Raw genomic sequence first — 14,602 nt, 5'->3', positions numbered from 1 at the left:
CCTCCTGCTCCGCCTGGCTACCCCTACCCGGCCGACGGGTCGGCCGGGGGTTGACGCCCGCTCCGCGCCATTGCTCAGTGCAATACACGCCCTGGGCGGGCTCGAGGGCAAGCAACGGTGCGGGATTTCACCGGACCGTTACGAACGGGCGGATTTCTCGGTGCGGGCGGCCAGTCAGTGCGGGCGGCCGCGCGGGACGGCGGCGGACATGACCAGGATCCGGGCCGCGCCGGCACCGACCGAGCGCCACCGGTGCGGGGTCGTCGCGGCGTACCAGATCGCGTCGCCCGGCCGCAGGTGCTCGGTCCGGTCGGCCTGGAGCTCGATGACGACCTCGCCTTCGAGCAGGTAGACGAACTCCTCGCCGTCGTGCTCGAACCAGTCCCCGAGGAAGCCGCCGGCCCGGACGGTGACCTCCTGGACCTGGATGAGCTTGCTGGGCGCGCCGACCAGCACCCGCGCGAAGGCCGCGTCCGGCCGGTCCTCGATCGTCGTGCCGGCCGCCGTTCCCGCCCTGGTCACGACCACATCGTCGGCGTCCGAGGGGAGCAGGTCCTGCGGGGAGAGCTCCAGGGCGTTCGCGATCCGGTAGAGCGTCTGGATGCTCGGGTTGTTGCGCCCGTTCTCCAGCTGGCTCAGGTAGGGCTGGCTGACGCCGGCCCGTTCGGCCAGCACGGTCATCGGCATCCCGGCCCGCCGGCGGGCTGCCCGGATCGCCGTGCCGATGGCGCGCATGGCCGGCTGCGGCCCGCCTCCCGCCGACCCGCCCGCGCCCGCCGCCGCAGCGCCCGCCGCCGCAGCGCCCGCCGCCGCAGCTGCCGCACCCGGAGCCGCCTGGGCGGGGATGGCGCCGGTAGTGTCGTCGCCGGCGTTTTCGCTGGTGGTGGCACTGGTGGTGGGGTTGTGGCGTGGGGGCGGGGCCGACGCCGAGGGGCGTGGGCGTGCGGCCATGCGGGTGTCCTCCAGACGAGCCGGGTCGGATGCCGGGAATGCGACCCGGGCGTGATCACGATCGTGCCATGCCGGACGGGGCCGCCGGTTGGACGGGCCCCCCGCCGGAGCCCGCCGCCGGAGCGGGCGGCGCAGGACCCGCCCGGGAGAGCGGGCGGCCCGGGGAGCGCCAGCCAGCCTGGCAGCTGGCTACTGATGGTAGGTGGCGGCTCCACCTTGATCTGATCGATGTGACAAGAAATTCTCACGATTGTTATAGGTGTGGCCTATATTCACTCCCGCTGGTGCGGTGACATCCACCGACCAGGAGAGGGAGCGTCGCATGACCGAGCTGGTCCCGGTGGTGGACATCGGCGGGCTGCACGACGGTGACCCGCGCCGGCGCCGGGAGATCGCGTCCGCGATCGACGACGGATGCCGCCGGGTGGGGTTCCTGGAGATCGTCGGGCACGGGGTCGAGCCGGTGGTGATCGACTCGGCGCTGCGCGAGCTCGACGCGTTCTGGGCGCTGCCGGCCGAGACGAAGCTGGGCTACGTCCCCGCGGACGTCATGACCAACCGCGGGTACAGCCCGCCGAAAGCGGAGTCGCTGGCCTACAGCCTCGGTGTGAACGCCGAGCCGGACACCTTCGAGGCGTTCAACATCGGCCCGGAGGGCTGGCCCGCTGGTGACCCCGTGTACGAGCGGGAACGCGACGGGGTGTTCGCCGCGAACCTGTGGCCCACCGACCCGCCGGGCCTGCGTCCCGCACTCACCGCGTACTTCGCCGCCGTCTCCGGGCTGGCCCGGCGGCTCACCGCGATCTTCGCGGTGGCGCTCGGCCTGCCCGAGAACTACTTCGACGCGTTCACCGACCACTCCACCGACACCCTGCGCGCGCTGCTCTACCGCACCGCCCCGCGCGGCGGGAACGTCACGGCCGGCGACGCGCCCGCGGATGCGGATGCGGCGGCCGGTGAGCCGGCCAGGATGGGTGCGCACACCGACTACGGCATCCTGACCGTGCTCTACGGCGACCAGGTGCCCGGCCTGGAGATCGTCGGCCCGGACGGCGGGTGGCACCCGGTCATCCCCAGGCCCGGGGCCTTCCTGGTCAACCTCGGTGACCTGCTCGCACAGTGGACCAACGACCACTGGGCCTCCACCGTGCACCGGGTGGTGCTGCCCGTCCCGCGGGCCGACAGGGTGGCCCGGCGGCGCTCGATCGCGTTCTTCCACGACGGCAACTACGACGCCCGGGTCGAGTGCCTGACCACCTGCACCGGCGCCGACGACCCGCCGAAGTACCCGCCGGTGGTCGCCGGCGAGCACCTGGCCGCGAAGTTCGCCGCCCCGCGGCTGCACCGCCCGACGACGGCGACGTCCACGCTCGGTGACCGAACGGGCGCGCTCACCCGCTGAGCCGGCGGCCCACACAGACGGAAACCGGCCGGCAACGACCGGGGACCGATCCGGAAACAGGCCTCCTTAATATTGCTTCATGCAATGAGCTGGGCAGGTGTAGGGCCGACGGGACACACGTCCGCGCCGACCCGTCGACACCACGCCCGCTCGTCCCGTGGCGCCGATCTCATCCCGGACGCCCCATCACCTCTCCCAGGAGAACCCATGTCGACGCTGTCCGACCGCCGCGCCTTCCTCCGCCGTGGGGTGGGTCTTGCGGCGTTTGGCCTGGCAGTTCCCACCGTGCTGAGCGCCTGTTCGGATGACGACTCCGACACCGCCACCACCTCGACCGGCTCGGCCGCGACCGCCGGCCCGGCGGACTACGGCGACATCAGCTTCCGGCTCTCCTACACCCAGGGCGTCGCGTTCGCGGGCACCTATATTGCTGTGAGCGATGGCCTGTACGGCAAGCAGGGCTTCGGTGATGTCACGCTGATCCCCGGCGGCCCGTCGGCAACCCCGTCACCGACCGACGTCGGCACCGGCAAGGCGTTCCTCGGTGTGGCCTCCACCCCCGACCAGGTCGCGGCCGCCCGGCTCAACAACGGCGCCAAGGTCAAGATCGTGGGCGCGCTCTACCAGAAGAACAGCTACGCGATCACCTCGCTCACCTCCGCGCCGATCAGCAGGCCGGCCGACATGGTCGGCAGGAAGATCGGTGTGCAGGCCGTGAACACCACCGTCTGGGAGGCGTTCCTGGCGGCGGCCGGCATCGACGCCGATGACGTCACGGCCGTGCCCGTCCAGTACGACCCGACGCCGCTGACCACCGGCGAGGTCGACGGCTGGTTCTCCTACGTCACCAACGAGCCGATCACGCTCGCGGCCAAGGGCCACCAGGTGACCACGATGCTGCTGGCCGACAACGGCTACCCGCTCGTCGCGCAGGTCTACATCGCGCAGGACTCCTCCATCTCCGACAAGCGCGACGAGCTCAAGGCCGCGCTGAAGGCGGAGATCTCCGGCTGGGTCACCCAGGCGACCACGCCGAGCCGCGGCGTCGACCTGACCCTGCAGACCTACGCCAAGGACGCCGGCCTCAACAAGGACGTCGTCACCAAGGTCGCGGACGTCCAGAACGGCCTGATCCTGACCGCGGGCACGAAGACCGCCGGACTGCTGACGGTCAGCGACGCGCTGGTCGACACCAACATCAGGACGCTGGCCGCCTCCGGGTACGAGATCGACGCCGCCGACCTGTTCGACCTGTCGCTGCTCGACGAGATCTACCAGGAGTCCCCCGAGCTGATCTCCGGGCTGCCGGCGGTCCCCGCCTCGTGACCGTCGCGAGCGCGGCCACGTCCAGCGGCCCTGGCCCCAGCCCCAGCCGCCCCACACGCCCCGGCAGGCCCGGCAGCGGCAGCCCCGGCAGCGGTTCGGCAGCGACCCAGTGGCTTGGCACCGTCGGGCGGACCGTCCGGGCCCGACTGCTCGCGCCGACGCTGACACTCGTCGGTGTCGTCGCGCTGTGGGCGCTGGTCGGTGCCTGGCAGCCCGCCTACGTGCCCGGCCCACGCGCCGTCGTGACCGCGCTCGCCGACAACGGGGACATGGTCCGCTCGAACGCGAGCGCGACCCTGTCCGGCGCGTTCAAGGGATGGCTGTGGGGTAACGCGGCCGCGGTCGCCCTCGTGCTCCTCGGGGCGTTCCTGCCCCGCACCGAACGGCCCATCCTGCGGATCTCGGTCGTCGTCTACTGCCTGCCGGCGATGGCGATCGGGCCGGTGCTGCAGGCACTGCTGCCCGGCAACGGCGCCTCGGTCGCGATCGCCGCGCTCAGCGTCTTCTTCAACACGCTGCTGGCCGGGGTGCTCGGTGTCCGCACCGCTCCGCGCGCCGCGCTCGACGTGGTGCACGCGGCGGGCGGGCGCCCGGTCACCCAGACCCTGCGGGTGCGGCTGCGCGCGTCACTGCCGAGCCTGTTCGCCGGCCTGCGCATCGCGGCACCGGCGGCCATGCTCGGCGCGATCCTCGGCGAGTACCTCGGCGCGGACCGCGGCCTGGGCAACGCGATCATCACCACCCAGCAGCAGATGGACCTCGCGCTCACCTGGGCGCTGGCCCTGGTCGCGACCGTGATCGCCGGCGCGGGCTACGTCCTGACCGGACTGGTCGGCCGGCTCGTCGCCCCGTGGGCGGGTGAGACGGTGGACCTGACCCCGTCGCTGGACCCGGACGCCGACGCGCGCCGGCGCAACGCCGACCGGCCGGCGCCGCTGCGCTGGGCCCGCACCGCCGGCGCCGCGGTCACCTCCGCCGCCGCCGTCGTGGGCCTGTGGTGGGGTCTGATCACCGTCTTCGACCTCTCCGACCTGGTCGCCAAGACTCCCGTGGACGTCTGGGAGTACATGGTCAGCGCGCCGAAGGCCGGGGAGCACCGCTCCGAGCTGTTCAGCGCGCTGGGGACGACCCTGCAGGAGGCGGCGATCGGCTTCGTCGCCGGAACCGCCATCGCGATGGCGCTGGTGACGCTGCTGGCACTGTGGCCGGCCGCGAGCCAGGCCCTGATGCCGGCCACGATCCTGCTGCAGTCGGTGCCGCTGACCGTGTTCACCCCGCTGATGCTGACGATGTTCGGCAGCGGCCTGACCGCCACCGTGGTCATCGCCGGCATCATCGTGTTCTTCCCGACGCTGGTGACCGTGCTCGACGCGGTGCGCGGAACGCCCAGACCGATGGTGGACCTGATCCGTGCGTCCGGCGGTGGCCGGTTCGCGATCCTGGTGAAGGCCCAGCTGCCGACGTCGGTGCCCGCGCTGCTCAGCGCGGCCCGGATCTCGGCACCGCGGGCACTGATCGGCGCGCTCGTCGCCGAGTGGCTGGCCACCGGGCGCGGCATCGGCTTCCTGATGCTGCGCTCGACGGCGACCTACAAGTACGACCAGCTGTGGTCGGCCGTGGTGCTGACCACGTTCGTCATGGTGCTCGCCAACGCGGCCGTCACCAGCCTCGAACGCCTCAGCCACCGCCGCCTCGGCATCTCCTGACGGCATCGCGGGTGAGAGGCTCACGAGACAGCGCGTCGGCTCAGCTCTCGGCAGGCGGGATGTTGGGGTTGAGCCGGAAGCGGTTCTCCGGGTCGTAACGGCGCTTGACCTGTCGAAGGCGCTCGACGTTGCTTCCCCAGGCCCGTGCCCGGGCGGCGTCGTCGAGGTCGGCGTCACCGCCGAAGTTGAGGTAGGTGCCCGACGCGGCCCGAAGCCTGACGGCATCGTCGTAGGCATCGCGCACCCAACGGATGTTCGCGCCGTCGTCGGCCGGGTCCAGCCAGTTTCCGTCGAGGCTCAGCATGTACCGGGCGCTGCGATCGCCGAACGCGGTCTCCGCCGGCCCGACCCGCGCCATGGCGCCGCCCAGGAGAGGCGCGTGGACCATGGTCATCGGATGCGGGCGGTCCTGGCCGACGCGGGCCACGAACGCGGTCGCGTCCTCGTCGAGGCGGTCCAGGTAGACGGACTTCCAGTAGCTCTGCAACCCGCCCTTCGGGAAGAAGGCGTCGAGGGAGGACTGCGCTGCCCGGTAGGGCAGGGCCTGGCTCATGTCGGCGAGCGGCGGGCCGAACTCGGCGAGCGCCCGACACGCCCGCCGGCCCTCGTCCGGATCGCCCGCGTACACGGCGGCCACGATGAACACGTCGCGGTTGTGCACGGCGGGCGGCAGCGCGGGCGCCGCCGGCAGTGACCACAGCATGGCACGGCTGGTGACCTCGTCGGGGACGGTGGACGTCCAGTCCCGCCAGCGGGGGAGCATCTCGGCGGCGTCTTCGATCGGGTAGGCGACCATGCCGTTCCAGACGACCGGGCCGAGCGGGTAGGCCTCGAACTCGAAGGACGCCACCACGCCGAAGTTGCCGCCCCCGCCGCGCAGCGCCCAGAACAGGTCCTCGTKCTCGGAGGCGCTGCACCGCACGACGTCGCCGCTGGCCGTCACGACCTCGGCCGCACGCAGCGCATCGCAGGCCAGCCCGTACCTGCGGTGCAACCAGCCGATTCCGCCCCCGAGCGTCAGGCCGGCCACCCCCGTGGTCGACACGACCCCACCGGGTACCGCGAGCCTGTGCAGCTGCGTCTCACGGTCGACATCGCCCCAGGTGGCACCACCAGCCACCCGCACCCGCCGCTGCTGCGGGTCGACCCAGACACCCCGCATCGCCGACAGGTCGATCATCAGGCTGTCGTCGGCCGTGGAGGTACCGGCGATGCTGTGGCCGCCGCCGCGGACGGCGACGAGCAGGTTTCGCGTTGCGGCGAGACGGACGGCGTCGACGACGTCAGCGGTCCCGGTGCACCGGATGATCAGCCCTGGTCTGCGGTCGAGCATGGCGTTCTGGATGACCCGCACGTCGTCGTATCCGGCGTCGCCCGCGGTCAGAACCTCCCCGCGGAAGATCGCGCGGATCTCCTCGACCGTCTCGTCCGAAAGCGTCTGCCGCTCGCCTTCCAGCGTAAGCACCTGTGCCGACATGGCGCGTCCCTCCCCTCGTGCTTACCGGTGCTCACCGGTAAGCACCGGTCTGCGTCACCCACCCCTCCAGACTCGCGCCACGGCCGGATGGTCGCAAAGCGTGCCGGCACGTCAGGTCCAGTCACCGGTTTCGGTATTTCAGACGGGGCAATGAGGTAGCTGGATGGGCCGATCTCGAACCGCGGACGGATGTGATCGAACGATCTGACGAGCTGGCCTGACGAGCTGGACCGCCCCGTTGTCCTGATCGAGGAGTGGCTGTGAGCAACCCGGATCCGACCTTCTACCGCTCGCCGGGCGATGCTGCGGCGGCCCCGCCGGAACATCTGGCCTATGTCGCGGCATTCGATCCGGAAGGAGCCATATCGGATGCAATGACCGTGGTCGACGTTGATTCCACCTCGTCGTCCTACGGCCAGATCGTCGGTTGGGCCGACCTGCCGGGGCTCCGCGACGAGTTGCACCACTTCGGCTGGAACGCGTGCAGCAGCGCGCTCTGCCACGAGCACCACGGGCATGACGGCGGCCTGGAGCGACGTTATCTCGTCGTGCCGGGGCTGCGGTCCTCCCGGATCCATGTACTGGACACCCGGCCGGATCCACGCAGCCCGCGCCTGGTGCACACGATCGAGGCGGCCGAGCTCGCCGCCAGGGCCGGCTACTCCCGGCCGCACACCGTCCACTGCGGGCCGCATGGTCTGTACCTGTCGGCGCTGGGCGGGGCGGACGGCGCCGACGGGCCCGGCGGGGTGGCGCTGCTCGATCATGACACGTTCGAGGTGGTCGGCCCCTGGGAACAGGACCGCGGCCCGCAGTACCTGGCGTACGACCTGTGGTGGCATCTCACGCAGGGGGTGGCGGTCACCTCCGAGTGGGGGACGCCGTCAATGATCGAGGACGGGGTCAACGCCGAGCTCCTGCTCGGCCGGAAGTACGGCCACGCTCTGCACTTCTGGGACCTCGGCAGCGGTAAGCACCTGCAGACCGTCGATCTGGGGCACGACAACCAGATGGTGCTGGAGGTGCGCCCGGCCCACGATCCGCGCGCCTCCCACGGCTTCGCCGGCGTCGTCACCAACGTCACGGATCTTTCCGCGTCGGTGTGGCTGTGGTACCGAGACGGTGACGGGTGGGCCGCGCGGAAGGTCATCACGATTCCGCCCGAACCCGCGGACCCGGCTGATCTGCCACCGGTCATTCGTCCGTTCGGCGCGGTCCCCGCCCTGGTGACCGACATCGACCTGTCCGTCGACGACCGTTGGCTCTACGTGTCCTGCTGGGGAACCGGAGAGCTCAAGCAGTTCGACGTTCGGGACCCGTTCTCACCCCGGGAGGTCGGGTCGGTGCGCCTCGGTGGGATCACGCGCCGCACCCCTCATCCGGCCGCCCCGGACGAGCCGCTCGCAGGCGGGCCGCAGATGGTCGAGATCAGCCGGGACGGACGTCGGGTCTACCTGACGAACTCGCTGTACTCGGCGTGGGACGACCAGTTCTACCCGGACGGCGTCGGCGCGTGGATGGCGCGCCTCGATGCGGACGTGGACGCGGGCGGGATCAGCCCGGACGTCCGCTTCTTCCCCCACGGCGCCGACTTCCGCGGCCGACGCGTGCACCAGATCCGGCTGGAGGCCGGCGACGCCTCGTCCGACTCCTACTGCTTCGCCTGACGCGGTGCCGGATGAGCTGTGCTGTCAGCGGATCGGTAGCGTCAGGGAGGGGCCGGGGGTGGCCATGCCGCGGCGCCGTCCTGACGATCCGGCGCCGGCGCCGGCTCCGGTGCTGGCGCCCGGGTCCGCGGCGCGGGGCGTGGGGACGGCGACAGGCAGCGGGCCGGTGGCCAGACCGGCGTAGCGGGTCTCCTTGCGGACCTGGTAGACCCAGCTCTTGCTGACGGTGACGCCCCATCGCGCGAGCAGGGCCACAGCGGCCGTGGCCGAGCCGCCGGACTCGTCGAGGGCGCGGATGATCGCCGCGCGCTTCACCGACGGGTCCGTCGCGTCGAGGCCGGTCAGCGGCGCTGGTCCGGTCCGGGCGCCGAGCCTGCCGGGTGCTGGCTGGCGTACGGCGGCCGCCGTGGACCTGAGCTGGCCGGTGCTGGCGGAGGGACCGGCCGCGGTGGGCTGGTCACTTTCCGCCGGACCGTCCGGACCGGCGGACGAGTTCGACGTCCCGGCGTCTGCTGTCGAGGTCGCCGGTGGCGTGGCCGCCGTCGCCACCGGCACCGGCACCGGCACCGGCATCGGCATCGGCATCGGTGCCGGCGCCGGCGCCGGCGGTTGCGCGGGTCGCGGGCCCGTGGCCTCGGGTGGTGCCACGGAGAGGGCGGGCGTCGCTGTCGGGTCTGCCGGTGCCTGGGCAGGCGGGGCCGCGAGCCGCCGGTCGGGATGGATCTGGCGCATGAGCAGCTCGTACGAGCCGAGCAGAGCCAGCGGCGGCCAGCCGGCGATGACGCGGGCGCTGATGGTGGGGTCCGCGTGCAGCACGTTCGCGGCCAGGGAGGCACAGGCTCCGGCGGCCAGCAGGCCCCCCGACAGCCAGGACCGGCGCCGCCCCGCGCGCCGGTCACCGAGCATGGCCATGGACGCCGCCACGATCAGGCCGTCCACGCTGAACGGCAGGACGGTCGCCGTCATGGGGTCCTCGCCGTACTGCAGGGCGACACCGCGCATGTGCCGGTAGGAGACGAAGGCCGCGACCGTGGCGACCGTGGCCACCGCGATGACCGTCGTGATCCGGATCGCCCGTTCGGACCGCGCGCCCGCCCGCGGAGGTCCCGTCGTCGCCTGTTCGTCCACCACACCGCTCACCCAGTCTCCGGGCCCGGTCCCGGCGGTCTGGATCGTCCGTACCGGGAACAACTTTGGGCAAACCATGGCATGAAGTGTGGATTTTGCGAAATCCGGGTCCGTTCGCTCGACACTCTCGTGCCAGCCGCGTCCGTCCGGGGGTGTTGCGGCGGTGTTGCGAGGGTGTGGCGGGGGGAGCGGTGCGCGACGCGAAGAGCGTCCAGTGCCCAAATACGGGATGAATCCTGATTCGGCCGTAGTCTTCTTGTCTACGGGGCATAAGGGTGCACGGGATGTCCGGAGGGCGTAGGGTGCCCGTCCTCCGCGAGGCCGGCGCGCGACCGGGGAGCGAGGATGCCGTGAAGGTCGTGACGATCGCCAGCTACAAGGGCGGTGTCGGCAAGACCACGTTGACCGCGAACCTCGGAGCGGCCATAGCGCGCCTCGGCCGGCGCGTCCTGCTCATCGACCTCGACCCGCAGACGAACCTGACCTTCAACTTCTACGGCGCCGACCAGTGGCGCCGGGATCTCGCCGACCAGCGCAGGACGGTGAAGGCCTGGTTCGAGTCCTGGCGGCCGGGCACCCCGCCGCCGCCGCTGGCCGGGTACGTCACGAGCCCCCCCGTCGCCCAGGCGGTGGTGGCCGAGGGCGGGGGCACCCTGGACCTGCTCGCCTCCCATCTCGCGCTCGGCGACATCGAGATGGCGCTCGTCGGCCATCTCGGCGGGGCGCAGGCGCACCGGTCCACCCGCTACTACTTCGAGGTGTACCAGCAGCTCGCGGCGGGGCTCGCCGCGCTGTCCCCGACGGACTACGACCTCGTCCTCATCGACTGCCCGTCGCATTTCGGGGTCATCACCCGGGCCGCGGTGGCCGCCTGCGACTACCTGCTCATCCCGTCACGGCCGGACAACCAGTCGACGGTGGGGGTCGAGCACCTGATGGCGCGGCTGGGGCGCTTCGTCTGGGAGTACAACCGGGTCGCCGAGCTGCAGTCCGGCATCCACCAGGCGGTGAAGCCGCTCGAGCCGCGGCTGCTGGGCGTCGTCCTGACGATGGTGCAGTACTACCGGGGCTCACCGACGAGCTTCCTGCGCCCGCACATCGAGCGGGCCGAGGGGCTGGGGATCCCGATCTTCTCGTCGATGCTGCGGGTGAACAACCGCGGGTTCGCCGGTGTGGCGGGCACCCCGCTGCCGGCGGTGCTCTCCCCGGATCTCACCCCGGAGCTGGCCCGCGAGCTGCTCGACCTGGTCGAGGAGTTCCTGCTGCGGATGGGTGCGGCCGGCCGCGGCGCCGCCCGGGTGTGCGACGACGCCGTGCCCGTGACGTCCGACTGGAAGCGGTGACCGGACCCGGCGCGGTGGGACGCGTGCGCGTCCCACCGGCCGTGGCGTGGTCGGGTGGGGCGGTTACCTCGGTTACTTCCTGATCCACAGCTGGTCGGGCAGCAGCGAGCCGAGACCGTACTGGGTGACGCCGCCGACGTCCTTGGCCGCCATCAGGCCCGGGTTCGCCCGGACGGTGAACACACCCGGCACGAGCGCGGTCAGCCGCTGCTGGAACGTCTCGTAGGCGGCCTTGCGGGTGGCCGTGTCGGTGGCGGTGCGGCCGGTCGCGAGCGCCTCGTCGAGCTGTGGGTCGTCGACGCCGGGGAAGTTGCCGCGGGAGTCGCTGCGGAACGCGGTCCACACCCGCGGGTCCGGGTCGACGAAGCTCGACGACCACACGAGCATGTCGAAGTCGCCGGCCATGCCCATCTTGGTGGCCTCCGGGAAGTCGACCACGCGGATGTCGACCTTGACGTTCTTGTAGGCGCTGAGCTGCGCCTGGATGTTCTCCGCGGTGTCCTTCATCTCGGACGTGGTGTAGGCGGTGAAGGTGAACTCGACCGGTTTTCCCTCGGCGGCCAGCTCGTCGAACAGCCGCTGCGCGGTGGCCTTGTCGGTCCTGCGCAACGGCTCGTCGACGTAGAGGGGGGAGGAGTCGGAGAAGAGGGTGTCGACGGTTTTCCCGGCGCCGTTGTAGACGGCGAGGTTGAGGGTGTCCATGTCGATCGCGGCGGCGATCGCCTGCCGGGCGCGCAGGTCGTCGAACGGCGCCCTGCGCATGTTCATCGCCAGGAACAGCCCGCCGTTGAGCGGGGTGACATCGGTGGTGTAGCCCGCGTCGGCGGCCCTGTCGAGGCTGTCCGCGTTCGTCTCGATGACCACGTCGGCCCCGCCGCTGACGAGGGTGTTGTAGCGCTGGCTCGCGTCGTTCGAGGTGCGGACGGTGATGGCGTCGAGGTAGGGCCGCGGCGCGTCGTGGTAGCGGGTGTTGCGGGTGAGCTCGATGCGGTCCTGGCGGGTCCAGCTCCTCAGCGTGTACGGACCGGCCCCGACGGGGTTGCGGTCGAAGGAGTCCCTGCCCTTCGCCAGCGCGGCGGGCGAGGCGATCCAGTTCATGGACGTCGTGAGCATCGCCCGCGGGAAGCTCGGCGTCGGCGCCTTCATCCGCACCGTGAGGGTGGTGGCGTCCACGACCTCGGTGGTGGCGACCAGGGAGGCCTCGGACAGGTACGGCGAGGCGTTGGCCGGGTCGCGGTGGCGATCCCAGTTGACCTTGACGGCCTCGGCGTCGAGCGGGGTGCCGTCGGAGAAGAGCAGGCCGGGCCGCAGCTTCAGGGTGAACGTGGCACCCTTGTCGGTGGTGTCGAACGACTCGGCCATCGTGTAGCTGAGCTCGTCGGTCTTCTCGTCGTTGACCATCAGGGTGCCGTACAGGGCGTTGCCGACGAACCCGCTGATCTGCCAGGCGTTCGTCATGGTCACCGGGTCCATCGAGCTCGGCTCCCGGATCTGCAGGACCTGCGCCGTGCCGCCCTGCACCGGCGCACCGGTGGGCCCGCTGGCCGTCGGACCCGCACCGGTGTCGTCGCCACCGCCACAGGCGGCACCCAGGGTGAGTGCCGCGCAACAGGCGATGGCGGTGGTCAGTAATCGTGCTCGCCGAGCCATGAGTCGTCCCCTCGTCGGTGTCGCGGCAGCCCGCGGGTCCGGGCGTGCGCCCGCGTCCGAGCTGGCGCTGGCGGGCGCCCGGGCCGGCGCGCTGCCATCTGGTCGAGCTCCCGCTGCCGTCGGTCGACGTACCGGCGTCGGCCGGCCCGCGGAGCGGTGCCGGTAGGCACGTTCTCGCGTGGTGAGACAGCTGTCTTTCACGAGAAGATAGCGAGCTTCTCGCGGTGTTGTTCACGGTTTGCGCAACTCCGAGCTGGCGTTTTCGCCCGATTACCGGGCCGGTGCGCGGTCGGCGCGCAGCCACCGGACGGGTCGGCACCGTCGCGGCCGCGGGCGCCACGGTGGGCCCCTGCGTGGGCCCGGAGCCACCACGTTGCATACTGACGGCGATGAGCCAGTCATCGGTTCCCAGACGTCACCTGCCGACCAGCCCCTTCAAGGCGCCCGTCATCGTGCCGACCCCCGAGTTCGTCGAGGGCGACCGGGTCGTCCACGACGCCTTCGGGCTTGGCCGGGTCACCCGGGTCGAGGGCCCCCATGCCGTCCTGGTGGATTTCGGGTCAAGCCAGAAACGCATCGCGAGTCCGTTCGAGGGCATGTCGCACCTCTGACGGCTCGGGCCGCGCCCAGCCCGCCTCCGGCGCGCGGCCTCAGGTGTGCTCAGGCTGGTCCGGCTGCGCTGTCGGTGTGCCCGGTGCCGCCGGTGTGCCCAGGTGCTCCGCCGCCGCGGCCCGCGCCAGCTCCAGCACGACCTTCGGCGCCAGACCCCGGGCGGCGGCGACCGCGAGCACGTCCTCGTGCTCGACGGAGGCGTTGACGACCTCGCCGCGCGACGAGGCGACCTTCACCCGGACCTGCCCACCCGCGACGGGCACCCGCAGCTCCCGGCGGGCCAGCGCCGTCTTCGTGACGACGTACTCGCGGACCCCGATCGATGACGTGTGGCGGAACAGCACGTCACGCACACGGTCGGTGTCGGCGGGGGCGCACAGCGCGCAGACGGTGTGCGCCGGCCGGCCCTTCTTCATCAGGATCGGCGTGAGCCAGGCGTCGAGCGCGCCACCCGCGAGCAGCGCCGCCAGTGTCGACGGCCACAGCCGTGGATCCAGATCGTCGACGTTCGCCTCCAGCACGACGTTCTCGCCGTGCCGGGCACCGTGTGCCACCGCCGCACCGGCCAGGTTCTCCTGACCGACGACGAGGCGGGTCACGTTCGGGTGCTCGGTGAGATCCCGCCCGCCCGCGCCGAGCCCGACCGCGGTCGTGCGCATCAGTGGCATGGCGCCGAAGCTCTCCGCGAGGGTGACGGCGAGCGCGACGCCGGTCGGTGTCGCGAGCTCCACGTCGACCGGGCCGCCCGCCCCGGGTGCCCCGCTCGCCCGCAGCAGCTCCAGCACGGCCGGCCCCGGCAGCGGGATCGCCCCGTGCGCGGCGTGGACCCGCCCGCCCCCCAGCGAGATCGGGCTGCACACCAGCCGCCCGACGCCCAGCGCGTGCAGCCCGACGATGGCACAGACGACGTCGGCGATGCTGTCGAGCGCACCGACCTCGTGGAAGTGGACCTGTTCGATCGGGCGGCCGTGCACCGCCGCCTCGGCGGCACCGAGGGTGCGGAACACATCCGCGGCACGCCCGCGAACCACCGGGGCGAGCGTGGACGACTCCAGCAGCCCCAGAATGTCGCGCAGCCCCCGGGCCGGCTGGTTCGGCGCGCAGCGCACCAGCACCTGGGTCGCCCGCAGCCCGCGGCGGGTGACGGTCCGCGCCGCCAGCTCCACGTCGTCGGCCAGGCCCAGCGCGGCCACGGCGGCGCGCAGGGCGTCCAGGGGAGCCCCGGCGTCCACACAGGCGCCGAGGAGCATGTCCCCGCTGATGCCGCCGGTCGCGTCGAGCCAGCCGACATTGTCCGCAGAGATCGTCTCGCCCGCCATGGCCCCATCATCGCCGGCCGC

Annotated in this window: 11 protein-coding genes; 6 read left to right on the top strand and 5 right to left on the bottom strand. The window is 72.1% G+C overall.

Going from position 1 to position 14,602, the window contains the following annotated elements:
* Positions 1 to 174: 174 nt before the first annotated feature.
* The gene (locus tag CcI49_RS18035; protein WP_158230779.1) at positions 175 to 951 is read right to left on the bottom strand and encodes an XRE family transcriptional regulator; all 777 of its coding nucleotides are present in this window, start codon (positions 949 to 951) and stop codon (positions 175 to 177) included.
* A 322-nt stretch (positions 952 to 1,273) separates the two neighbouring features.
* Between CcI49_RS18035 and CcI49_RS18030 the strand changes: the two genes are divergently transcribed.
* From CcI49_RS18030 to CcI49_RS18020, 3 genes are all read left to right on the top strand, one after another.
* On the top strand, positions 1,274 to 2,353 hold the full coding sequence (locus CcI49_RS18030) for a 2-oxoglutarate and iron-dependent oxygenase domain-containing protein (protein ID WP_076827926.1): 1,080 nt from the start codon (positions 1,274 to 1,276) through the stop codon (positions 2,351 to 2,353).
* 207 nt (positions 2,354 to 2,560) lie between these two features.
* Entirely contained in the window at positions 2,561 to 3,679 is a 1,119-nt protein-coding gene (locus CcI49_RS18025) for an ABC transporter substrate-binding protein (RefSeq protein ID WP_076827924.1), read from the top strand.
* Positions 3,676 to 5,385: an ABC transporter permease subunit gene (locus CcI49_RS18020; RefSeq protein ID WP_076827922.1), complete on the top strand. Its 1,710-nt coding sequence runs from the start codon at positions 3,676 to 3,678 to the stop codon at positions 5,383 to 5,385. The genes CcI49_RS18025 and CcI49_RS18020 overlap by 4 nt, the downstream gene beginning before the upstream one ends.
* A 40-nt stretch (positions 5,386 to 5,425) precedes the next feature.
* On the opposite strand, the gene CcI49_RS18015 is transcribed toward CcI49_RS18020, so the two are convergent.
* Positions 5,426 to 6,862 carry an FAD-binding oxidoreductase gene (locus tag CcI49_RS18015; RefSeq protein WP_076827920.1) on the bottom strand — a complete coding sequence of 479 codons (1,437 nt, stop codon included), beginning with the start codon at positions 6,860 to 6,862 and terminating at the stop codon, positions 5,426 to 5,428.
* A gap of 260 nt (positions 6,863 to 7,122) precedes the next feature.
* On the opposite strand from CcI49_RS18015, the gene CcI49_RS18010 reads away from it, so the two are divergent.
* Entirely contained in the window at positions 7,123 to 8,529 is a 1,407-nt protein-coding gene (locus tag CcI49_RS18010) for a selenium-binding protein SBP56-related protein (protein ID WP_083749567.1), read from the top strand.
* A 24-nt stretch (positions 8,530 to 8,553) separates the two neighbouring features.
* On the opposite strand, the gene CcI49_RS18005 is transcribed toward CcI49_RS18010, so the two are convergent.
* Positions 8,554 to 9,669, bottom strand: a complete 1,116-nt coding sequence (locus CcI49_RS18005; protein ID WP_241840129.1) for a DUF2637 domain-containing protein — start codon at positions 9,667 to 9,669, stop codon at positions 8,554 to 8,556.
* 338 nt (positions 9,670 to 10,007) lie between these two features.
* Between CcI49_RS18005 and CcI49_RS18000 the strand changes: the two genes are divergently transcribed.
* Positions 10,008 to 11,000, top strand: coding sequence for a ParA family protein (locus CcI49_RS18000; protein WP_076827995.1), 993 nt, complete (start codon positions 10,008 to 10,010; stop codon positions 10,998 to 11,000).
* A 72-nt stretch (positions 11,001 to 11,072) separates the two neighbouring features.
* Here CcI49_RS18000 and CcI49_RS17995 read toward each other — a convergent pair whose 3' ends face one another.
* Positions 11,073 to 12,650: an ABC transporter substrate-binding protein gene (locus CcI49_RS17995; protein ID WP_076827914.1), complete on the bottom strand. Its 1,578-nt coding sequence runs from the start codon at positions 12,648 to 12,650 to the stop codon at positions 11,073 to 11,075.
* Between the two features lie 389 nt (positions 12,651 to 13,039).
* Between CcI49_RS17995 and CcI49_RS17990 the strand changes: the two genes are divergently transcribed.
* On the top strand, positions 13,040 to 13,261 hold the full coding sequence (locus CcI49_RS17990; RefSeq protein WP_054570149.1) for a hypothetical protein: 222 nt from the start codon (positions 13,040 to 13,042) through the stop codon (positions 13,259 to 13,261).
* A 39-nt stretch (positions 13,262 to 13,300) separates the two neighbouring features.
* On the opposite strand, the gene larC is transcribed toward CcI49_RS17990, so the two are convergent.
* On the bottom strand, positions 13,301 to 14,581 hold the full coding sequence (gene larC / locus CcI49_RS17985; protein ID WP_076827912.1) for a nickel pincer cofactor biosynthesis protein LarC: 1,281 nt from the start codon (positions 14,579 to 14,581) through the stop codon (positions 13,301 to 13,303).
* Positions 14,582 to 14,602: the final 21 nt, after the last annotated feature.

The organism is Frankia sp. CcI49 (assembly GCF_001983215.1).
In the GTDB taxonomy this organism is placed as follows: domain Bacteria; phylum Actinomycetota; class Actinomycetes; order Frankiales; family Frankiaceae; genus Parafrankia; species Parafrankia irregularis.
This window is presented reverse-complemented; position numbering and strand designations above follow the sequence as displayed.

Coding starts and splice junctions, on each gene's coding strand:
- CcI49_RS18030 (WP_076827926.1), top strand. CDS start 1,274: ATGACCGAGCTGGTCCCGGTGGTGGACATCGGCGGGCTGCACGACGGT.
- CcI49_RS17995 (WP_076827914.1), bottom strand. CDS start 12,650: ATGGCTCGGCGAGCACGATTACTGACCACCGCCATCGCCTGTTGCGCG.
- CcI49_RS17990 (WP_054570149.1), top strand. CDS start 13,040: ATGAGCCAGTCATCGGTTCCCAGACGTCACCTGCCGACCAGCCCCTTC.
- CcI49_RS18025 (WP_076827924.1), top strand. CDS start 2,561: ATGTCGACGCTGTCCGACCGCCGCGCCTTCCTCCGCCGTGGGGTGGGT.
- larC (WP_076827912.1), bottom strand. CDS start 14,581: ATGGCGGGCGAGACGATCTCTGCGGACAATGTCGGCTGGCTCGACGCG.
- CcI49_RS18035 (WP_158230779.1), bottom strand. CDS start 951: ATGGCCGCACGCCCACGCCCCTCGGCGTCGGCCCCGCCCCCACGCCAC.